This is a genomic window from Roseateles puraquae, assembly GCF_002205845.1.
GTDB lineage: Bacteria > Pseudomonadota > Gammaproteobacteria > Burkholderiales > Burkholderiaceae_C > Pelomonas > Pelomonas puraquae.
In genome coordinates this window covers 12,897-34,048 of the sequence record NZ_NISI01000010.1, presented here as the reverse complement: position 1 = coordinate 34,048, position 21,152 = coordinate 12,897, and the positions used below count along the sequence as shown (strand labels likewise).

20 protein-coding genes are annotated in these 21,152 nt (G+C 67.4%); 8 read left to right on the top strand and 12 right to left on the bottom strand.

Translation table 11 applies throughout. The annotated features are described in order from the left end of the window. Window positions 1-25 precede the first annotated feature (25 nt). From CDO81_RS20400 to CDO81_RS20375, 6 genes are all read right to left on the bottom strand, one after another. Window positions 26-928, bottom strand: coding sequence for a S66 peptidase family protein (locus tag CDO81_RS20400; RefSeq protein ID WP_088485082.1), 903 nt, complete (start codon window positions 926-928; stop codon window positions 26-28). After that, complete coding sequence (locus CDO81_RS20395) at window positions 907-1,989, bottom strand: serine hydrolase (RefSeq protein WP_088485081.1); 1,083 nt, start codon at window positions 1,987-1,989, stop codon at window positions 907-909. Before CDO81_RS20395 ends, CDO81_RS20400 begins: the two co-directional genes overlap by 22 nt. After that, entirely contained in the window at window positions 1,986-3,230 is a 1,245-nt protein-coding gene (locus CDO81_RS20390) for a D-amino acid dehydrogenase (protein ID WP_088485080.1), read from the bottom strand. The genes CDO81_RS20395 and CDO81_RS20390 overlap by 4 nt, the downstream gene beginning before the upstream one ends. Window positions 3,231-3,340: 110 nt before the next feature. Further along, window positions 3,341-4,138, bottom strand: a complete 798-nt coding sequence (locus CDO81_RS20385) for a hypothetical protein (protein WP_144397329.1) — start codon at window positions 4,136-4,138, stop codon at window positions 3,341-3,343. Between the two features lie 67 nt (window positions 4,139-4,205). Next, window positions 4,206-5,402 carry an amino acid aminotransferase gene (locus CDO81_RS20380; protein ID WP_088485078.1) on the bottom strand — a complete coding sequence of 399 codons (1,197 nt, stop codon included), beginning with the start codon at window positions 5,400-5,402 and terminating at the stop codon, window positions 4,206-4,208. A gap of 27 nt (window positions 5,403-5,429) precedes the next feature. Further along, the gene (locus tag CDO81_RS20375; protein WP_088485077.1) at window positions 5,430-6,554 is read right to left on the bottom strand and encodes a DUF2332 domain-containing protein; all 1,125 of its coding nucleotides are present in this window, start codon (window positions 6,552-6,554) and stop codon (window positions 5,430-5,432) included. A gap of 56 nt (window positions 6,555-6,610) precedes the next feature. Here CDO81_RS20375 and CDO81_RS20370 point away from each other — a divergent pair, with 56 nt between their 5' ends. Continuing rightward, on the top strand, window positions 6,611-7,282 hold the full coding sequence (locus CDO81_RS20370) for a Crp/Fnr family transcriptional regulator (RefSeq protein ID WP_088485076.1): 672 nt from the start codon (window positions 6,611-6,613) through the stop codon (window positions 7,280-7,282). Here CDO81_RS20370 and CDO81_RS20365 read toward each other — a convergent pair whose 3' ends face one another. Continuing rightward, a complete protein-coding gene (locus CDO81_RS20365) occupies window positions 7,283-7,777 on the bottom strand; it encodes a glutathione peroxidase (RefSeq protein ID WP_088485075.1) in 495 nt (164 codons plus the stop codon). Window positions 7,778-7,935: 158 nt separating this feature from the next. Here CDO81_RS20365 and CDO81_RS20360 point away from each other — a divergent pair, with 158 nt between their 5' ends. Beyond that, window positions 7,936-8,895 (top strand): hypothetical protein, encoded by a 960-nt coding sequence (locus tag CDO81_RS20360; protein WP_088485074.1) that lies wholly within the window; start codon window positions 7,936-7,938, stop codon window positions 8,893-8,895. Window positions 8,896-8,939: 44 nt separating this feature from the next. Here CDO81_RS20360 and lplT read toward each other — a convergent pair whose 3' ends face one another. Then, complete coding sequence (lplT, locus tag CDO81_RS20355) at window positions 8,940-10,229, bottom strand: lysophospholipid transporter LplT (RefSeq protein WP_088485073.1); 1,290 nt, start codon at window positions 10,227-10,229, stop codon at window positions 8,940-8,942. Window positions 10,230-10,341: 112 nt separating this feature from the next. Between lplT and alr the strand changes: the two genes are divergently transcribed. Next, complete coding sequence (gene alr, locus CDO81_RS20350) at window positions 10,342-11,463, top strand: alanine racemase (protein ID WP_088485072.1); 1,122 nt, start codon at window positions 10,342-10,344, stop codon at window positions 11,461-11,463. Beyond that, window positions 11,456-11,866, top strand: coding sequence for an alternative ribosome rescue aminoacyl-tRNA hydrolase ArfB (arfB, locus tag CDO81_RS20345; protein WP_088485071.1), 411 nt, complete (start codon window positions 11,456-11,458; stop codon window positions 11,864-11,866). Before alr ends, arfB begins: the two co-directional genes overlap by 8 nt. 25 nt (window positions 11,867-11,891) lie before the next feature. Here arfB and CDO81_RS20340 read toward each other — a convergent pair whose 3' ends face one another. Together CDO81_RS20340 and CDO81_RS20335 are read right to left on the bottom strand one after the other, a co-directional pair. Further along, entirely contained in the window at window positions 11,892-12,182 is a 291-nt protein-coding gene (locus tag CDO81_RS20340) for a hypothetical protein (protein WP_144397328.1), read from the bottom strand. 78 nt (window positions 12,183-12,260) lie between these two features. Further along, entirely contained in the window at window positions 12,261-12,596 is a 336-nt protein-coding gene (locus tag CDO81_RS20335) for a hypothetical protein (RefSeq protein WP_088485069.1), read from the bottom strand. Window positions 12,597-12,900: 304 nt separating this feature from the next. On the opposite strand from CDO81_RS20335, the gene CDO81_RS20330 reads away from it, so the two are divergent. The 4 genes from CDO81_RS20330 to CDO81_RS20315 all read left to right on the top strand — a co-directional run bounded on the left by CDO81_RS20330 (window position 12,901) and on the right by CDO81_RS20315 (window position 17,644). Beyond that, entirely contained in the window at window positions 12,901-13,890 is a 990-nt protein-coding gene (locus CDO81_RS20330) for a hypothetical protein (RefSeq protein ID WP_206602139.1), read from the top strand. A gap of 2 nt (window positions 13,891-13,892) precedes the next feature. Then, a complete protein-coding gene (locus CDO81_RS20325; protein ID WP_144397327.1) occupies window positions 13,893-15,254 on the top strand; it encodes a zinc metalloprotease in 1,362 nt (453 codons plus the stop codon). A gap of 72 nt (window positions 15,255-15,326) precedes the next feature. Next, window positions 15,327-16,607: a hypothetical protein gene (locus tag CDO81_RS27755; RefSeq protein ID WP_144397326.1), complete on the top strand. Its 1,281-nt coding sequence runs from the start codon at window positions 15,327-15,329 to the stop codon at window positions 16,605-16,607. Next, window positions 16,604-17,644: a ComEC/Rec2 family competence protein gene (locus CDO81_RS20315; RefSeq protein ID WP_088485065.1), complete on the top strand. Its 1,041-nt coding sequence runs from the start codon at window positions 16,604-16,606 to the stop codon at window positions 17,642-17,644. The genes CDO81_RS27755 and CDO81_RS20315 overlap by 4 nt, the downstream gene beginning before the upstream one ends. A gap of 303 nt (window positions 17,645-17,947) precedes the next feature. Here the strand turns inward: CDO81_RS20315 and CDO81_RS20305 are convergent, their stop codons facing one another. Together CDO81_RS20305 and CDO81_RS20300 are read right to left on the bottom strand one after the other, a co-directional pair. Continuing rightward, a complete protein-coding gene (locus CDO81_RS20305; RefSeq protein ID WP_088485063.1) occupies window positions 17,948-18,427 on the bottom strand; it encodes a DUF6328 family protein in 480 nt (159 codons plus the stop codon). A gap of 7 nt (window positions 18,428-18,434) precedes the next feature. Continuing rightward, entirely contained in the window at window positions 18,435-21,134 is a 2,700-nt protein-coding gene (locus tag CDO81_RS20300) for a heavy metal translocating P-type ATPase (RefSeq protein WP_088485283.1), read from the bottom strand. Window positions 21,135-21,152 lie beyond the last annotated feature (18 nt).

Sequence of the window (21,152 nt, the reverse complement as noted above, 5' to 3'; positions counted from 1 at the left end):
TTTTTCATGCCGCGGTAGGGTCGCGTCAGCCGAGGACGAGCCGGCCGCTGGCCGGGTCCATCTCGGCATGCACGCCCAGGGGCAGCGGGCGGTTGGGCTGGCCGTGGCCCGAGGGCCAGCCGGCCAGCACCGGGCAGCGCAGGCGCAAGAGGTGGTCGGCCAGCACCGCATCGGGCGACTCGGCACCCGTGAAGCTGCCCAGCAGCAGGCCCGCAATGCGGTCCAGCACGCCGGCCAGGCGCAGCTGCGTGAACATGCGGTCCACGCGGTAGGGCTCTTCGCTGATGTCCTCCAGGAAGAGCAGTGCGCCGTCGACGTCGGGCAGATAGGGCGTGCCCAGCAGCGCGCAGAACATCGCCAGGTTGCCGCCGATCAGCCGGCCATGCGCCGCACTGCCGGTCGTGAACGGATGCGGGGCCGCACGACCCACTTCGTCGCCCACGCGCCAGCCGGCGGCCAGGCACTGGAAGAGCGCATCCGTGTCAGCCTCGGCACCGGGCAGGCCCCAGTCGCTGGCCGGCATGGGCGCGTGCAGCGAGGCGATGCCGGCGTTGGTGCGCAAGGCGTGCAGCACGGTGAGGTCGCTGTAGCCGATCAGCAGCTTGCGGGTGCAGGCGAGGCGACCGAGCTGCAGGCGGTCGAGCAGGCGGATGCAGCCTGAGCCGCCCCGCAGCGCGAGGACCGCGTCGAAACGGCTGTCGGTGAACGCTGTGTGGACGTCAGCCAGGCGGACTGCATCGGGTGCCGCCAGAAAATCCAGCGGCGGCGGCCCGAAGCAGCTCGGCAGCAAGGCCGGCTCATAGCCGCGCTCGCGCAGCCAGCCGGCCACCGGGTCGAGCCGGCCGGGCTTGGGCGGGCCGGCCGGCGCGATGACGGCGATCTGGGCGCCAGGCGCCAGCGGTGGGATCAGGACGCTTGCTTCAGCCATGCATGCAGGGCGCCGCCGAGGGCCGGCAGCCGCCAGGTGGTGGCCGCGCCGGCCGGTGCGTAGCGTTGCCCCAGGCTGGTGGTCACGGCCACGAGGTAGTGCAACTCGCCGTCGTGCACGATGCCGGCGTCGCTGGTGTAGTTCTGGGTATTGCCTGTCTTGTGGGCGAAGCGCGACGGGATGCCCGGCACCCAGCCGGGCAGGTGGCGCAGCGATTCGCTGGACAGGATCTCGTTGAGCTTTTGCGCGTCCAGCGCGCGGCGGATGACGTCGCGGCTCGCGGGGCTGACCAGCGCCGGCTGGCCGGGCGCGTCGGCATCCAGCCGGGCCATCAGGCGCAGCGCATCCCAGGCCGTCATCTGGATCTGGCCCACGCCCGATCCGGCGCCGTTGCCCCAACCGCCGTCCGGCTGCGTGTTGGCGATGCGCAGACCCGGCAGGCCGTGCGCGGCGAAGAGCGCATGCAGCTCGTTGTGCACCTCCTGCCCGCCCTCGCGGCGGATGGCGCCGCGGGCATGCAGGTGCGCCACCAACGCCGAGGTCGCGTCGTTGCTGCTGACGGTGATCATGTCGAACAGCCAGTCGCCCACCGGCCGCGTCTGCGCGCCGTAGGCCACGGGCAGCGCCCAATCGCTGCGGCCGTCATCCACGAGGCGGGCCACGCCCACGGCCACCATCATCTTCAACAACGAGGCCGGGTAAGGCGCCACGAAGCGCGGCCCGGCGCCGAACCAGGCCGGGAAGTCGATGCGCGACCAGTCCGCCCCCGGCAGCCAGGCGTAGGAGTCGCCCGCGGCGTTGCGCACATCGGCCTGGAAGGCGATGTTGCTGACGGCGCCCGTGGTGGCATCGAACCGCGCCACCAGGCCGTCGGGGTGCTCGCGCGAGAACAGCACGTTCGCGGCGACGGGCGCGGCATCGCGCGGGAAGACCATCACGGCCAGGTCGATGCTCGGATGCCAGCCCAGCGGCGCGCCGGCCTGCATCGAATCGGCCGTCATCTCGAAGCGCTGTGCCAGCACCGCGCGCCGCAGGGCCTGGGCGAGGTCGTCGGGGGTCACAGCGTCAGCCCGTCCAGCGGCAGCGGGCTCGGCGCCCCGGACACGAGCTCGGCCACGATGTTGGCCGTGGCGAAGGAGAAGGTGAACCCGAGCGCCCCATGGCCCACATTCAGCCACAGCCCCGGTACGCCGCTCTGCCCGACGATGGGCGCCCCGCTGGGCGTGGCCGGGCGCAGGCCGGCCCAGGGCGTGGCGCGGTCGTAGTCGGCCGCGTTCGGGAAGGTCGCACGCACCGAGCGCTGCAGGGAGGCCAGCCGCCCAGCATCCAGGGCGTCGTCGTCGCCGACCAGGTCGACCATGGCGGCCACGCGCAGGTCCTGGCCGATGCGGGCGTACAGGATCTTGCGCTCGAAATCGGTCACGCTGACCTCGGGCGGGCGATGCACGCCGTTGATGGGGGCGGTCAGGCTGTAGCCCTTGAGGGGGTACAGCGGCAGGTCCACGCCCACGCCGGCCGCCAGCGCACGGCTGTGCAGGCCGGCGGCCAGGATGATGGCGTCGCCGCCCAGGTCAGCCTCCGGGGTGCGCACGCCGATGATGCGGCCGAGGTCATTGCGCACGAAGCCCGTCACCTCGGCGCCGAGCCGGCCGCGAAAGCCCGCATGCCCGGCCAGCCGTTCGTGCAGGCGGGCGCAGAAGGCGTGGCAGTCGGCCACCGCCTCGCCCGGCGTGAAGATGCCGCCGGCCAGCGAGGCCTCGGTGTCGGCCAGGGCCGGCTCCAGGGCGACGCATTCGTCGTGCGACAACGCCTGCTCGGCGGTGCTGCCCTTCACGCGGGCGGCCACCCGGGCGAACTCGGCCGGCTTGCGGTAGACCACCAGCTTGCCCGGCGAGCGCAGGGCGATGGTGTCGCCCAGCCCAGCCTCGGCCTGCAGCCGCGCAAATGACGCCTGGCTGTAGGCGCCCAACGCCAGCAGCCGCTCGGTGGCCCGCCGGTTGACCGGCCCGCGGCAGTTGCGCAGGAAGGCCAGCAGCCAGGACCACTGCGCCCACTTCAACTCCGGCTTGAAGCGCAAGGGGCCGTCGGGGTCGAGCAGCCAGCGCACCGCCTTCAGCGGCACGCCGGCATCGGCCAGCGGCGACACGTAGCGATAGCTCAGTTGCCCGCCGTTGGCGCGGCTCGCGCCCTGGGCCACATCGGCCTCGCGCTCTACCAGCGTCACGCCGTGGCCGCGCTCCAGCAGCGCCCAGGCCGTGGTCAGGCCCACGACGCCGCCACCGATCACCACGCAATGCTTCATCCTGACGTTGCCAACTTCATACAGCGGCGCAGGGTAAGAGAGGGGCGGCCCGGCTGCCAATGAAACCGGCGGAGCCCCCCATAACCCGCAGGTATTGCGGGCGAGCGCGTTCAGAGGCCCGGCGTGGGCTGCGCGCGGCGCTGGAAGAAGGCGTCGATGGTGTCCCGGTAGCTGCGGCGGCTGTCGGCCGGCAGCTCGCTCAGCAGGGTCTCGCGCAACATGGCGGCGCCTTCGGGCGTGCCCAGCACCGCATCGATGCGGCGGATGGCCGCCTGGCCCCAGGAGGTTTTCGGGCAGGCCACGCCGCTGAGGACCATCTCGGTATTGCCGCGAATCGGCAGCAGGGCCAGGCCCGCCACCTCGGGCCGCTGGCTGGCCAGGGCGGCCAGCGCGTTCGGGTATTCCAGGGCGTAGTCGGCGCGCCCTTGCAACAGCATGGGCAGCAGGTTGCTGCCGAAATCGGCGGACGTGATGCGCTGCACCGACGACGTCGCCCCCAGCTTGTCGAGCTGCGGGTCCAGCACCGGCCCGTAACTGCGACCGCTCACCAGCACGCCTTTGAGTTCATAGCGCCCGAGCAGCGCGGCGAGGTCCACCTGGCCGGCGGCATCCACCGGCATGGCACTCACGCGCTCACGCTTGACCACCAATTGCAGCGGCGGCATGGGCCAGGTGTTGCTGAAGTAGGCCAGCGCCTCACGCTGCGGCGAACGCACCGCGCCGGCATGGCAGACGGTGTCGCCGCGTTCGATCAGCATCCAGCTGCGCTTGGCATTGGCCACCACGCGCTCATGCGTGATGCCCGGCAGCCGGGCGGTGAGCCAGTCGAGCAGGCGGTCGGAGGGCCGGCTGCCCGAGCCACGTCCCGACACGGTGTCGCCCGCCAGCCAGGTGATGCGGTCGACCACGACCGGCTCAGCCGCCGCCACGCCGCCCCACAGCAGGGCGGCGGCTGCGATCAGCGCGCGCAGGATCTCAGGCCCCCAGCACCGCCGCCATCGCCTCGGCCGTGGCCTCGACGTTGCGGGTGTTCAGGCCGGCCACGCACATGCGGCCCGAGCGCAGGATGTAGACGGCGTGGTCGTTCTTCAGGCGGTCGGCCTGGTCGGCCGTGAGGCCGGTGTAGCTGAACATGCCGCGCTGGGTCAGGAAGTAGTCGAAGTTGCGACCGGGCAGCTTGGCCACCAGCACGCGGTGCAGTTCGCGGCGCATGGCCTGGATGCGCTCGCGCATGTCGGCCACCTCGGCAAACCACATCGCGCGCAACTTCGGGTCGGTCAGCACCTTGGCCACCACCTGGCCGCCATGCATCGGCGGGTTGGAGTAGTTGCGGCGGATCATGAACTTCATCTGGCCCAGCACGCGGGCGGCCTGGTCGGCGTCGGGGCAGACCACGCTGAGCGCGCCGCAGCGCTCGCCGTACAGGCTCATGCTCTTGGAGAAGCTGTTGGCGATCAGGAAGCTCACACCCTCGTCGGCCAGCAGGCGCGGCGCAAAGGCGTCTTCATCGATGCCGTCGCCATAGCCCTGGTAGGCCAGGTCAAGGAAGGGCAGCAATTGGCGCTCGCGGAACACGGGCACGAGCGCGCGCCATTGGTCGGCGGTGAGGTCCACGCCGGTGGGGTTGTGGCAGCAAGCGTGCATCAGCACCACGCTGCGCGCAGGCAGCTGCTGGAAGAACGCGAGCAGCGCCTCGAAGCGCACGCCGCCGGTGGCGGGGTCGTAGTAGGGGTAGGTCTCGCAGACGTGACCTGAGCCCTCGAACACCGCGCGGTGGTTGTCCCAGGTGGGGTCGGAGAGATAGACCTTGCTGTCGGGGAAGTAGCGCTTGAGCAGGTCGGCGCCCACCTTCAGGCCGCCACTGGAGCCCACGCCCTGGATGGTGGCGATGCGGCCGGCGGCAATCGCCGGATGGCCCTCGCCGAACAGCAGGCCCTGCACCGCGCTGCGGAAGTTGGCCGCGCCTTCCATCGGCAGGTAGGGCCGCGCACCCGCCGCCTCCACCACGGCCAGCTCGGCCGCGCGCACCGAGGGCAGCATCGGGATGCGGCCCTCGTTGTCGAAGTAGATGCCGATGGAGAGATTGATCTTGCCGGCGCGGGGGTCTTTCTGGAACGCCTCGTTGAGGCTCAGGATGGGGTCGCCGGCGTAGGCATCGACATGCTCGAACATGGGGAAGGCTCCGTTGAGGAGCGCCGATTATCCCGGAGCCCCCCAGGCCACCCAGCGGCCATGCGGATGCGACCAGCCCAGCACCCGCGTCTGCCCCGCCCAGCGCAACGCCCAGAGCGTGGCCGAGGCGGCGTCTTCAGCCGTCATGGCAGGCAGGGGCGGCAGGTCCGCGGGGGCCAAGGTCGGGGCGCTCAGGGCCGGCAAATCGCCACAGACCCACGCCAGCGGGTGCGACACCGCCAGGCGGTCCACGGTCGCCCGCAACCGCGCCAGCTCGGGCGCCGACAGGTAGTACAGCACCCAGCTCGTCAGCATCACCGGCTGTACGCCCGCCGGCAAGCCCGCCAGCCAGGGCTCGATGGCGGCAATGCAGTCGCTGGCCTGCGCGATGGCGATCGGCAGGTCACGACACTGCGCGGCCGCGCGGGCCAGGCGCTCGCGGCGGGTGGCGTCGTGCGGCCACAGGCAGGCCTGCAGCCAGCGCAGGTCCGGTGCGCGGGCCGGGTCCAGCGGCGCGGGGTCGATGCCGTGCCGGCTGGCGATGCGCCACGCCCGGCCCGGCGGCGGCGTAGCGCCGAGCCAGCGGGCTTCGATCTCGGCGCGGTGCCCGTCCGCCGGCTCGCCGCGTGCATGGGTGAGGCCGTCGTCGGTGCGGTAGCGCAGCGCGTACTGGTCCAGCCCCAGGTTGAGGCCGGCGCTGCAACCGAAGTCCAGCAGCGCCAGATCGCGCCGGCCGGTCAGCGCGGCCACATCGGCCAGGGCCGGCCACAGGGCGGCACCGCGGGCGACTTCGTTGGTCTGCGTGGCGCTGTGCTGCAGGCGCTGCAGCAACGCGGGCCATTCGCGAGACAGGCAGGCACCGAGCGCATCAGCCAGCTCGGCATCCGGCGCACGCATGCCGCCCGCGCTGGGGTAGTAGGCGGCCAGTTCAGGCGCGGCCCCGGCCAGCACGCGCTCGTGCAGCGCCGCCAGCAGCAGGTTGGCCTTGCGCTGCTCGGCCGGCGCCTCGGCCATCAGGGCGCAGGCCCGCTCGCTGGCCGCCGCCACCTCGCACAGGGCCACGTACAGCGGCTCCAGCCGACAGGCGTCACGGCCGAAGCGGCGCAACAGCTCGGCCATGGCGGCCAGATCAGGGGTGAGGAGGTCAGGCATGCGGCCAGCATAGACAGCGCGCCCGGCCGCTTGTGTCGGGCAGCCGACAATGCCGCATGCCCGAACACGATGCCCTGTGGCGCATGCTGGACGCCAACTTCCCCGGCCTGGCGCTGCCGCCGGCCGTGGCCCGGCAACTGCCGGCGCTGGTGCCGCTGCGCCGATTGGCGCGCGGGCGCAGCCTGTTCGTGCAGGGCCAGCGCACCCAAGCCTTCTACGCCGTGTCAGCGGGGGAGATGGAGGCTCGCTTCACGGGCGTGGACGGCAGGGTGTCGGCCATCGAGCACTTCGGGCCGCCGCGCCTGTTCGGGCTGGCCGCCTTTGCCGCAGGGCTGCCGTCGGAGTACGAGGCGGTGGCCTGCCGGCCCAGCGAGGTGTTGGTCATCGGCCACGAGGCCTACCGATTGATGATGGATTCGGCCCCTGGCTTCGCCCGCGCGTTGCTGGCGGAGTTCGCCCGGCGGTTCGACGTCACGCTGCAGCTGCTGCAGGCGGCACGCCACGAGGTGGCAGCCGACCGCTTCTCGGCCGCCCTCACCCAGCTGGCCCGGCAGCGCGGGCGCCCGACAGGCGAAGGTTGGGTGGAGGTGGCCGCCACGCAGACCGAGCTGGCCCAGCTGGCCCATGTGTCACGCCAGACGGCGAACGAACTGCTGGCCGCCGCCGAGGCCACCGGCCGGGTGCGGCGTGGGCGCGGGCGGTGGTGGTGGCGCCCGGCAGGGGCTTGATCAGGCCTTGGCGGCGAGCGCGGCCTCGATGTCGGCGCGCAGTTTTTCGGGCGCATCGGCCGGCGCGTAGCGCTTGATGACCTGGCCGTTGCGGCCGACCAGGAACTTGGTGAAGTTCCACTTGATGGCCTCGGTGCCCAGCAGGCCGGGCTTCTCGCTCTTCAGGAACTTCCACAGCGGGTGTGCCTCGGAGCCATTGACCTTGATCTTGGCCATCATGGGGAAGCTCACGCCGTAGTTCAGCTCGCAGAAGCTCGAAATCTGGTCGTTGCTGCCGGGGTCCTGGCCGCCGAACTCGTTGCTGGGGAAGCCGATGACCACCAGGCCCTGGGGTCCGTAGTCCTGCCAGAGCTTCTCCAGGCCCTTGAACTGCGGCGTGAAACCGCACTCGCTGGCCGTGTTGACGATGAGCAGCACCTTGCCCCGCTGGGCGGCAAGGTCGGCGGGCTCGCCGCGGATGGACGTCGCCTGGAAGTCAAACACGCTTTCGGTCATGCAAATTCCCCCTAGAAGCCGGGGCAGATGCTACCTCTGGGAAGCCCCAGGGTTTGTAGCATGGCGGCCGGCGCGCGGGTGGCCTTCCAATCGCGCGAACTTGAGCGCCGCCACCCCGGGGCGCGCCGACCGGTCAGCAACTTCGGATCAACCTTTTCATGGATCACCTGGCTTGCTTCACCCCGGCCGACCTGGCCGGACGAACCCCTCCCGACCTGGGCAGCTACCGCTGGAAGCTGCTGGCGCAAGGGGACTCGTGGTTCTCCAATGCCCGCGCCAAGCTCAACGCCCACGCCAACCTGCTGCAGGAGCTGGTGTTCAAGTCCAACACCGTCGCCGTGAACTGTGCCGGCACGGGCAATGCCCTCTCCCACATGGTGGACCTGGAGTCCAGCCCCGAGTTCGTGCAACTGCTCACCGGCCCCGGCGCGCCGGTGTGGGACGGCGTGCTGCTTTCGGTGGGCGGCAATGACCTGATCGCCGCCGCCCGCACCCCCGCCCACAACTGGAACGGCGAGCCCATCCCCCTGGAGCTGCGCCTGCTGCGCCGCCAGACCGAATGGGGCCCGCCCTCGGCCGGCGTGGCCCGTTACTTCTCTGAACCCGGCTGGACGACCTACGCCGATTACCTGCGCGCCAACGTCAAGCACCTGCTGAGCCTGCGCGACCAGGGCCCCTCGGCGGGCAAGCCGGTGTTCATGCACTGCTATGCGGTGCCCATGCCCCGCCCGGCAGGGGCCGAGAGCAGCGACGAACTCGGCTCCAGCGGCCCCTGGCTCTACCCGGCGCTCAAGGCCTACGGCGTGCCGGCGGCCGACTGGGCCGCGGTGAGCCGGCTGATGGTGTTCCACCTGGCACAGCTGCTCAAGAGCATGGCCGCCGACAAGGCCGCCTTCCCGGGCCTCTTCGTGTTCGACTCCACCGCCGTGCCCCTGGCCCTGGCCGCACCGGGCTCCACCGGCATCAGCGGCGACTGGCACAACGAGATCCACCTCAACCACAGCGGCTGCTTCAAGATCGCCCGCGCCTGGAGCGAGCACATCGAGATGGTGCTGGAAGGCAAGCACCTGATCCCGGTGCCCACCGGCCGCAAGGGGCGCGGCTCCAGCAACAGTTGACGGCCCCCGCCGCGCGCTGAGGCACGCGGCCTTGGACGGAAGCCTTAACGGTCTTGCGGGACGTGGTCGGTGCGGGCGATGTCGAGCAGGTGCTCGACCTCCTCGCGGTGCTCCACGAGGTTGCGCTGGTGCCAGCGCCTGATCCACCACATCACCCCGGCCACCACGATGCCGAAGATGGTGATGGCCCCGAAGGCCGACAGGCCGAACTTGGTCATGGCCGTGTAGAAGGCGCCCAGGCCCAGGATGCAGGCCTGCTCGTTGAAGTTCTGCACCGCGATGCTGCGGCCAGCGCCCATCAGCATGTGGCCGCGGTGCTGCAGCAGCGCATTCATTGGCACCACCAGGTAGCCGCCGATGCCGCCGAGCAGGATCAGGAAGGGCGCCGCCACCCACACGTTGTGGATGACGTTCATGAAGATCACCAGCAGGCCCATCGCAATGCCCAGCGGGATGACCGAGGTGGCACGGTCCAGCCGGCAGTACAGCGACGCGATGACCGCGCCCACTGCCGTGCCGATGGCCACCACGCCCACGAGCGACGACGCCTGCGTGGTGCCATAGCCCAGCGCCGCCGCCGCCCAGGCCAGCACGATGTAGCGCAAGTTGCCGCTCACGCCCCAGAACAGCGTGGTGGTGGCCAGCGAGATCTGGCCGAGCTTGTCTTGCCAGAGCTTGCTGTTGCAGGCGGAGAAGTCGCGCACCAGACCCGGCAGGCTGTGCGCCAGCGGCTGCAGCGGCGCCGAGGTGCGCGGGATGCGCAGGTTGAACAGCGCCGCCAGCACGTACAGGCCCACGAGGCTGGCGATGGCCGCCTCAGGCGGGGTGTCGATGCCGGTGTCGATCATCGGCATATCCACCATCAGCAGCATGTGCGAGACGCGGTCACCAATGAGCTGGCCGCCCAACAGCACACCCAGGATGATGGAGGCGATGGTCAGGCCTTCGATCCAGCCATTGGCCTTGACCAGCTGCGAGGGCGGCAGCAGCTCGGTCAGGATGCCGTACTTGGCCGGCGAGTAGGCCGCGGCGCCCAGGCCCACGATGGCGTAGGCCGCCAGCGGGTGGGTGCCGAACAGCATCATCAGGCAGCCGATCACCTTGATGCTGTTGGAGAAGAACATGACCTTGCCCTTGGGCACCGCATCGGCAAAGGCGCCCACGAAGGGGGCCAGCACAACGTAGAACAGGGCGAACATCGGCACGAGCGCGGCGCGCTGCCACTCGGCGGCGCCTGAGGACCGCAGCAGCTCGACGGCGGCCACGAAGAGAGCGTTATCTGCCAGCGAGCTGAAGAACTGCGCCGACATGATGGTGTAGAAGCCGCGTTTCATCGGGCGAGGCGCAATCCTGAACTGTCTCTTGGTTTTTGGCCGGTGCGGCGCGGGTTTATAGCACGCGCACCCTTCGCCGAACTGGAGCCCGCGGCGCGCGCAAAATCGCGGCATGCCCCGTCCCATCGAAGCCCTCATCCACACCGACGCCCTGGCGCACAACCTCGCCCGCGCCCGCGCGTTGGCCCCCAACGCCCGCCTGTGGGCCGTCGTCAAGGCCAATGCCTACGGCCACGGCATCGAGCGCGCCTTTGAAGGCCTGCGCGCCGCCGACGGCTTCGCGCTGCTGGACCTGGCCGAGGCTGAACGCCTGCGCGCGCTCGACTGGCGCGGCCCCATCCTGCTGCTGGAAGGCGTGTTCGAGCCGCGCGACCTGGAGCTGTGCTCGCGCCTGAAGCTCTGGCACGCGGTGCACTGCGAACAGCAGATCGACTGGCTGGCCATGCACAAGACGCACGAGCCGCACCGCGTGTTCCTGAAGCTCAACTCGGGCATGAACCGCCTGGGCTTCACGCCGGCCGCCTTCCGCGCCGCCTATGCGCGGCTGGATGCCCTGCCCCAGGTCGACGAGATCGGCCTGATGACCCACTTCTCCGACGCCGACGCCCTGCGCCTGGGCCAAGACGGCATCGCCCACCAGCTGGCCGCCTTCGAGGCCGCCACCGACGGCCTGGCCGGTGAGCGCACCATCGCCAACAGCGCCGCCACCCTGCGGCACGCCACCCGCACCGCCAACGACTGGGTGCGCGCCGGCATCATGACCTACGGCGGCGTGCCCGACTTCCCCGAGCACGACGCCACCCACTGGGACCTGCGCCCCGCCATGACCCTGCGCTCCAAGATCATCGGCGTGCAGCAACTGCAACCCGGCGACACCGTGGGCTACGGCAGCGCCTTCACCGCCGAGCAGCCCATGCGCATCGGCATCGTGGCCTGTGGCTATGCCGACGGTTACCCGCGCCATGCCGGCACCGGCACCCCTGTGCTGGTGGACGGCCACCGCACCCGCACCCTGGGCCGCGTGTCGATGGACATGCTGGCCGTGGATCTCACCGCCCTGCCCGCCAGCGGCTGGGGCAGCGAAGTGACGCTCTGGGGCGAGGGCCCCACCGTCGACGGCAAGCCCTCGCGCCTGCCCATCGACGAAGTGGCCCAGGCCGCAGGCACCATCGGCTACGAGCTGATGTGCGCCGTGGCCCCTCGCGTGCCGGTGCGCACCGCGGGCCATGGTTGAGCTGCGCTGGGTGCCCCAGCCCGGCGAGATCACATTCGACGCGATCCGCGCCAGCGGCCCGGGTGGCCAGAACGTCAACAAGGTCAGCAACGCCGTCCACCTGCGGTTCGACATCCGCGCCTCCAGCCTGCCCGAGGCCGTGAAGGCCCGGCTGCTGCGCTGGCCCGATCAACGCATCAGCGCCGACGGCATCGTCGTCATCAAGGCCCAGGAAGCCCGCAGCCTGGAACGCAACCGCGCCGACGCCGTGGCCCGCCTCATCGACCTCGTGCAAGCCGCCGCCCACGTGCCCAAGGCCCGCCGCGCCACCAAGCCCACCTACGGCTCGCAGCAACGGCGGCTGGAGGGCAAGGCCAAGCGCAGCAGCATCAAGGCGGGGCGGCGCGGCGGCGGCGACTTCTAAAGCGGCCCGCGCTGCGCCAGTCATCTCAGGCGCCTGCCGCGCCGGCAGTGCCTGCCATGCGGGCCTGCAATCTCGCCTGCACCACACGGCGCCACTCGTCCTCGCTCGGGGCCAGCGCGCCAAAGGCCTTCACCGCGGGGTTGATCGTCTCGCCCATGATGGCCGACATCGCTCGCCCGATGGCCCGCTTGAGTTCCGCATGGCTTTCCACGGGCGCCTGGGCGAGCGCCAAGGCGAGGGCGCTGTCCAACGCTGCCATGGCGTCGATGCCGCCATCGCGCAGCGCCTCGGCGCAAGAGAGAGTGGGGGGCGTCATCTCAAAGGTCTCCTGAAGCAACGCCAAGTGTAGGCAGCACCCTGCCTGCCACCTCAAGTCACCGCGCACGCCGCCCGCTCAGGCCTGCCACACCCCAAACCCCGCCTCGCGCAGACCGATGGCCAACTCCACTTCCATCTCGCGCGCCGCCTCGTAAGGCATGGGGTTGTAGACCTCATACAGCGCCGGCACCAACCGCAGCCCGTACTCGCGCACGAAGCGGTTGGCCTGGATGCCGGCCTTGTGCTTGTCAAACCGCAGGTCCGGGTCCAGCCCCGTCATGCCCACGTAGACGAAAGGCTTGCCCAGCTGGTAGTCGGGGTTGCACTTGCGAAAGCTCGGCTCATTCCAGACCTGGTCGGCCAGTTCCACCACGTAGACGTGGTGGTGGTGGCGGGCGGGGCGGCGGGGCATGTGCGGGGAGTCTAGTGAGGGGGAAGGATCCCCGCAGGTTGCGCCAATGGCGTTGCGCACACAGTGGGTCGAACGTCGAGCCGGCACCGGCTGGCGCTCGTGAGGGATTGCGTGCGGCGCGATGGTCTCGAGTCGGCGCGCACCTGAAGCGAATTGATCGCGTCGGCATTCGCCCATCCTGCGTCCGCGAGAAACCCAGCGCAGCATCCGTCAGTTCGGCAAGCGCGCATCCCCGTCAAGATTGAGGAGCACACCAGCACCGGAGCCTCCTAAGCTGTCGGCACCTACTTCCTGGGAGCCAACAATGAAATTCCGCCTGTTTGTTCTGCCACTGGCACTCGTCATGACTGGATGCGCAAGCATCAGCTCCGAGCCCGCCGCCAAGGCTTCGGAGGGATTGGTGTACTACCTCCCGAAGAAGGATGTGCTGGTGACGGTGGTCAAAGAGACCAAAGGCAAAGCCGTCACCACCAGTGTGACCATCGCCAGCACTGCGGCCCTGCCCGACACCCAGCAGGCCTACGCCATCAACTTCAATCGCAACTGGGTCGGCAAGAACGCCATGAACATCGGCATCAGCCCGACGGGGCTGCTTTCAACCGCCAAGTCAACGAGCACGAGCGGGGTGGCAGACGCACTCAAGAATCTCGCCGAGAGCGCTGGCATGCTCGCGGGCCCTGGGCTTGCTGCGGCGCCTCTCCCTCCTCCGCCGTGCGCTGATGGCACTCATACGTTCCTGTACACCGTGGAGCCGGGCGCGAAAGCGAACGCCTGCGATCTGAAGGTCACGATTGAACGCATCGCTGCTGCGGTGCCGGCAGGCACCCCTACCGGCGCCGCATCGTCGCCGTCACTCACGGGAGGTTCCCGGGAGGGGATCTATTACCGGCAGGAAGAAGCGTTCAAGGTCACGGCTGATGGCCCGGGAGTCAAGGTGACCGCGATCGTGCTATCACCTTCTCTCTCGCCGACACGCTTCTTGCCGATGGCCAAGTCCTTCTTTGGTTCGGCGACCGCGGATTTCGGCTTTTCAGATGGGATGCCGACGAAGTTCGATCAGGATGCGGATGGCGAACTCATCGCCCTGCTCAAGTTACCAGCGGATGTCATCGGCGCGTACTTCGGCGCAGTGGGCAAGCTGTTCGACAGCTTCAAGACACGCGACACCAAGGAAGCGGAGGTCTTGGCGGCGTCAACCAAGGCTGAACTGGCCAGGAAGAAATACGAGGCGTGCATCGAAGCGATCAAGAGCAAGGACGATACGCTCATCGCCAAGCTTGGTTGTGGGACCTGATCATGGCCCCTCGCGCCAAACAACAAGGCGGGAGGCACCGCCGTCGCCAGTGGGCGGCCGGGTTGACGCTCGCTGGCCTGACCTTCTTGATTCAGGCCCAACCGGTCGCCTCACCCCCGCCAACCGCTATCGAGGGCTACCCAACAGAGCTTGCCGAAGCGCTGCTGCAACGGAAGCAGGCTGAAGACGAAGCGATCAAGAAGACAGCTTCGCCGGGCTTGTTCTCCTTCGTCGCAACGAACTACGCTTGGCCGAATGGCACCAAACTCATCGTTGCATTCCAGGGCGGTAATTTCGAGATCTGGCGCGACATCGCCACCATCGCAGGCCAGTGGTCATCCGTCGCCAACATCAGCTTTGATTTCGGCCTGAATCCCGTCGCTCGCTCGGGGCGCACATACAGCCCCGGTGACCCTCCGTCGGTTGCGCAGGTCCGCATTGACCTGACCGCGTCAGACGCAAGGCTCAGGTGGAGCGCCGTCGGACGCCAAGCCCTGCAACCGGAGTTCAACCAGGCCACGATGCAACTGGGCGCTCTTGCTCAGACTTATCCGCTCTGGACTGCCGAGGACAAGGCCGATGTGCTGCACGAGTTCGGCCATGTGCTGGGATTCCTCCATGAACAGCAGAGGCCTGAATGCAAGGCGGAGTACAGGCTGGAGCCCGGCCCCAATGGCGAGCCGACCATCTTTGATGTCTACCTGCGCGCGTACAACGCACCACCGAACTGGACGCAAGCGAACCTGCTCCTCGCAAACTCGTACACCGTGAGCGGATCTGCGCACCCCGACAAGCGCTCGTTGTTCCTGTACCCGACGCCCGATGACATCGTGCCCGGGACCATCAACGGCACAAAGGGGCCCTGCTACGTCCGGGAAAAGAACAAGCGCATGTCTGCAGAAGACATCAAGCGCGCACGTCGGGACTACCCATTCAAGCCCGGCAACGCCTTTGGCAACTTCGTCGCTTCCAACATCGCGCCATTGAAGGCCCTTGCATCGACCCAAGGACTTTCAGCCATGGGTCGGCTCACTGAAAAACTGGAGCGCCTGGAGCTGGCTGCACGCCCGCTGGTTTACGTGCAGGTCGCCCGCGAAGAAGACCGCGCGACAGGCGAGCAACTGCGGCGCGCGCTCCTCCAGAATCGCTACGTCGCACCAGGCGTGGAGAAAATCGCCCGCAAGGCGATACCCCCCAAGACTGCGGAAGTACGCTACTTTTCACCAGCAGACCAGCAGGTGGCGAACGACGTCGCTGCCCTAGCGACTGGAGAGCTCGGAGCGACGACCGCCGTACCGATCAAGCTGGTCCCCCGGGACACCACGAAGAAGCAACCTTTGGAGATTTGGCTGCCTGCGCGCTAGCGGACACCCCGCCGCCTACCCCAGGGATGTGGTTCTTATCGCTCCGCTGCAAGAAGTCGAATTGGAGGTCTTGTGAGCGCAGTCATCAAGTTCACAGCCGGGGTCGGCGGCAGCACTGCCCCCCGCGTACTTCAGGCCGTGTGCAACATTCGGCTTGTGAACGGAACCGAGGCTAGCGATAGCGTCTACAGCGAGCAGCCGATCACAGTGGGCAATGGCTCTTCGTCCCCCCCATCGCAGCTCTCCCTGCCTGGCCCCGGAAAATACCTCGTCGAAGTGATTCAGCCACGTGGCCGGCGCTCAATACGCACCATTTTGGTCAAGAGGGACGAGGAGTATCTGTTCGAAATCCCATACATCCAACCGTCCGCAAAGAAGCCTGCGGAACCGAGCCACTTCGCCAACCGGCTCGCAGCACGCGTGGTGATGTCATCTGCGTCTGCGAAGGCATCGACGCAGGACCTCGAAGTTCTCGCAGTCGCTACGGGTACGTCCCAGGACATCAGCCTCCTGAACCCACGTGCATTCGTGGCCGGAGTTCTGTCCCGCAGAAGGCAGGGCCATCCGGTCGTTCGAATGGCTCAAATACCCGCTATTGACTTACAGACCGAATTGCCGAAAGGCCCATGGCTTAAGCCGTCTCCTCCGATGGGGCGCGCCTGGCTGCTAGCACGTGGCGGCGCAGAGCCGTGGACGCTGATCTCCTATCCGGAGACTTGGTCTTGGCGCGCCGGTGCCGCCCCTTTGCTTTTGCGAAGTCAGCGCGAGGAGCCCCTGAATGCCACCGCGCCGTGGAGCTTTCGTTTGGAAATAGCGGACCCGCCCCTGAACGCACTCCTCGAATATCTCTCCATCCGTGACTGGTCATCCGCTAACGCCATGTTTCGGGAAATCTGCAGTTCAGGGCAGGATTTCGAGTACAAGCTTCAAGAGCCGTTCCTCGCTGCCATTGCAGCCTACGTCAATGCACTCGCCAATGATGAGGCGCTGATAAGGTCGGAGATAGCCTTAAATTTTCTTGCGGGCAACTACTGGATGTCAGACATTTGGATCGCCGTCGGGTGGACTTTGCTGCGAGATGCTGAAAGCAATTCGCGCGAATTCGTCCAAGCAAGACAGCTGATTCTGGGTTCGGTCGACCAAGGACTCCCCTACTTCACCATCGGGCTCCGCGTTCTCTCAGATGCGCTGAACTTCCTGACGGTGGTAAATGCCAAGGACCAGCCTGCGAAGCGTGCGCTGACGGCCGTAACACGCGCGTCTTTGGCGTGCTCCCAGGACGCTGTGTTCACCACCGTGAATCTATCGAAGTTTCTGGACCTCGCTCCAAAAAGCTTAAGAGGAACGCCATGATCTTGGTCACCGCTTTGCCGGCCAACTATGGCGACTGCCTTTGGATCGAATACGGTGACGCCTACGCCCCCCTCGTGATCCTGATTGACGGCGGGCTCAGCGTGTCCGAGGTCCTCAAGAACAAGCTGGAAGAACTTGCGGCGCGAGGCGGAGAGCTCGAACTCGTTGTCGTCACCCACATCGACGCTGATCACATCGCCGGCATGATCGGCCTCCTTGAGAAGGACTTCTTCGGCGTACCGGTGCGAGACCTGTGGTTCAACGGCCTTCGCCATCTTCCCGGCGAGGCGTTCAGTGAAAAGCAAGGCGAGAAGCTGACGGCGCTGATCTTGGAAAAAGGCTTGCCATGGAACGATGCCTTTGCGGGCAGCCGAATTTCGGTTGATTCGATCAAGGACGACGTGAAAATGCCTGGCGGTGCGTTGATCCGGCTGTTGTCGCCAGATGATGCGCTGCTCAAGAGGCTCCGCAAGAAATGGATTGATGTGTGCGAGGCCGCCGGTCTGTACGCCGATCCACTTGCCGAACACATCGTCGAATCCGAGCGGGAACGTTTTGGCGGAACGGGCATGATGGATGTCGATGCTCTGGCAGATGACCCGTTCATCGAGGATGTAGCAGAGGCCAACGGGAGCAGCATCGCCTTCGTCTTCAAGTTCGGGAAGCATCGGATCCTGTTCGGTGCTGATGCGTACCCCTCTCGAGTATTGGATTCATTGCGGCATTTCGAGGGAGAAGCACCCTATAAATTCGACCTGGTGAAACTGCCTCACCACGGAAGCAAGGCGAATGTGTCCATCCCGCTCATCGACGCCTTGAGGAGCCAGAGATACCTTTTCAGCAGTAACGGCAAGATCTACGGCCATCCGTCGCCCGAAGCTGTTGCCAGGACCGTTCGGCATGGTCGATCGCCCGAACTGGTCTTTAACTATGAAACGGACCTCACCACGCGGTGGAACGATCGTCTGTTAGCTGCCCAGTACCACTACACGACCGTATATGGCACCGATGGATGCGTGACTGTTCCCTTCCCCTGAGCACACCATGCAGTGTTTCCGAGTTGATGAGAGCGGACACACGGGATTCGATCTGCTGAACGATCAGCAGCGCTTTCAAGGCGCAGCTGCAGTGGCCATCACTGACGACGAAGCGATCCGGTCGGCTGCAGCTAGCCTCAAGCAGACGGTGCCTAGTGGTAGGCCCGCTTGCTTCGCACGTGCTCTCGTTTGACTTCTGCGTTCAGCCCTCGGCGCCAATCGTGCCGTAGCGGTCGGTATGCTTGACCGAAGCCGGCACCGACGCGAACATCATCACGCCGGCTAGCGAAATCGGCGGAGCGCTCATTCATCTTGTCGTCGGTTCCAGTCCAGCGGCACCAGCAACCACATCACGCCAATCAACGCACCGATGAAGGCTGCGGCGATGTTCCCCACCACGTGTCCCAGCACCTCCGACAGCACGAACTGCGTGGCCAGCACCAGCGCAATGGCGAGCGATGCCGCGCCGACCAACATCTGCCGGCTGGCCCTGGCCTTGAAGTTCGCACGCTGGCGCAGCGGCCGCATCAGCCGGTGCTGCACCGCCGGCGCCGTGAACAACACGAGAGCCGCGACCGACAGCATGAACGTGGCCAGGAAGACGTTCTTCTCGGCTTGCACAATGCTGCGAAACCCCGGTGCAAACGGCACGGCGATCAGGAAGGCCGACAGCAGTTGGGCAGTCGGAAGCAGCACCCGCAGCTCTCCCAGCATGTCGGTCAGGTCACCGTCGTCGTCCTCCATCAGCTGCCCGGTCCGGCTTTCATCGTCCTGCACGGTCATGGCTGCCTCACGCTGTTGCTGCGGCCGGCTCCGCCGCCTTCGCGCTCTTGTCGAACGGCTTGTAGGCCAGAAGTCTCAGCGCGTTGAAGACCACGAGCAGCGTCGATCCTTCGTGGAAGATGACGGCGGTGCCGATGCTCAGACCCATGATGGTGGACGGGATCAACACGGCCACCACGCCAAGGCTCACCCAGAGGTTTTGCTTGATGACACGGCTCGTGCTGCGCGAGAGACCCACCGCGAACGGAAGTTGCGCCAGGTCGTCCGCCATCAGCGCCACGTCTGCGGTTTCCAACGCCACATCCGACCCCGCAGCGCCCATCGCGATACCCACGGTGGCGTTGGCCATCGCAGGAGCGTCGTTGACGCCATCGCCCACCATCGCCACCTTGCCGTGCTCGGTGCGCAGCTTCTTGATCTCCCCGACCTTCTGCTCGGGCATCAGATCGCCCCGAGCCTCGGTGAGCCCCACGGTCTGCGCCACGGCTTCCGCGACCTTCTGGTTGTCGCCGGAGATCATGATCAGACGCTCGATCCCGAGCTTGCGCAGTTCGGCCATCACCTGGCCGGCAACAGGCCGCGGCGTGTCCATCACGCCGATCACGCCCAGGAAGCGGCCACCCTTGCGCACGATCATGGTGGTGCGGCCATCCGCCACCAGCTTCGTGTTGGCCTCGTCGACATCAGGCGGCACCTTCGAATCGGGCAACTCGGTAAACAAGACCGGCTTGCCGATGTGCACCGTCTCGCCAGCAAGCTGAGCCTGCACGCCACGGCCGGTGATGCTCTTGACGTCTGAAGCCTGCAGCAGCTTGGCGTTGTCGCCCAGTCGCTCCTTCGCACCCGTGACAATGGCCGCGGCCAGTGGATGGTCGCTGTGCTCTTCAACGGCCAACGCAACCGCCAGCAGCTCATCTTCCGGCACGCCCTGCGCAGGCACCACATCAGTCAGCTTTGGCTTGCCTTCGGTCAGGGTGCCCGTCTTGTCGAACGCAATGGACGTCAACGTGCCCAGGTTCTCCAGTGGACCGCCGCCCTTGACCAGCACCCCGCCCCGCGCTGCCCGTGCGACGCCGCTCAGCACCGCGCTCGGCACCGAGATCGCCAATGCGCAGGGGCTGGCGGCCACAAGCACCGCCATCGCCCGGTAGAAGGTCTGCGCGAACGGTTCATCGATGACAAACCCAGCACACAGCAGCAGAGCGACGAGCACCAACACCGACGGCACGAAGATCCGCTCGAACTTTTCGGTGAACTGCTGCGTGGGAGACCGCTGCGCTTCGGCTTCGGTGACCATCTTGATGACGCGCGCCATCGTCGACTGGTCCGACTTGCGCGCAACCATGACGTCCATGGCGCCCGAGCCGTTGATGGTGCCCGCGAACACGCGGTTCTCCGCCGCGACCCGCTCGAAGTTGCCGATCGCGGCCCTACCGTCTTCGGTAGGCCGCTTGTCGACCGGCACGCTCTCGCCCGTCACGGGCGCCTGGTTGACGCTGGACGTCCCCACGACCACAACGCCATCCGCCGGCAGTCGCTCGTTGGGCTTCACGACCACGACGTCACCAACCTGCAGCTGATCCAGCGGCACGACCTCGGTCCCGGACTCGCGCCTGACGGTCGCCGTGTCCGGTGCCAGCTTGGCCAGCGCCTCGATCGCTCGCCGTGCCCGTCCCATGGCGTAGTGCTCCAGCGAATGCCCCAGACTGAACAGGAAGAGCAGCAACGCGCCCTCACCCCAGGATCCCAGGGCAGCGGCGCCCGCTGCGGCCACCAGCATCAGCGTGTCGATCTCGAATCGCTTGGCGCGCAGGTTCTCGATGGCCTCGCGGACCGTGTAGAAGCCGCCGAAGAAGTACGACACGACGTAGCAGGCCGTCGGCAGCCACTCCGGTCCCGAGCCCCCTCGCCCGACAAGCCAGCCTCCGAGCAGGAACACGCCTGACAGGCACGCAAAGATCAGCTCCGTCTTCTCGCCGAAGAGGCCCCCGTGCTCATGGCTGTGCTCGCCGCCCTCCTCGTCCTTGCCGTGAACGTGGCCCTTTTCGCCGTGTTTGTGCTTGCCCGTGGAGCTGCCGTCGGCTGCATGCGCATGGTCATGACCGTCGCCGTCCCGATGCTCATGGTCTTGGTCGTCTTCTTCACGACCGGCATGCTCATCGTTCGCGGCCTTCTGGTCCTTGGAAGAACCAGCGCGCGGCTCCGACGCTGATGCTGACAGCCCCTTCTCGCCAGGCTTGGCTCCAGAGGCTCGTGGCTCGCCAATGGAGATGTCGAGCGAGGTCAATCGTTGACGGAGCTTCGTGGCGTCCATCTTCGAGCGGTCGTACTCAATGCGCACGACACCACCCGGGGACACATCGGCTTCAATGACGCCTTCCAGCGATCGCAGTTGCTCAGCGATGCGCTGCGCGAATCGGGCATGCATCGGCAGATTCACCCGCGCCAACACATGCGCAAACCGATCTGTCAGCTCCAGGCCGGTCGAAGCAACCAGCTCACGCAGGCGGCTCAGCGAGATCACGTTGGGGTCGTAGTGCACGCATAGCTGAGGCCTGCCCTCTTTGACACCCGTGACATGGGCCTCTTCGATGCCTGGCCGCCCTACCAGTTTGTCCTGCAGGCGCGTAACGCAGGGATCTTCAGCGTCGTGGATATCCGGCAGCACCAGGGGGAGATCCAGACGCAGCTTCTGGGTATCGCTCATGGACGACATCTCTTTCTT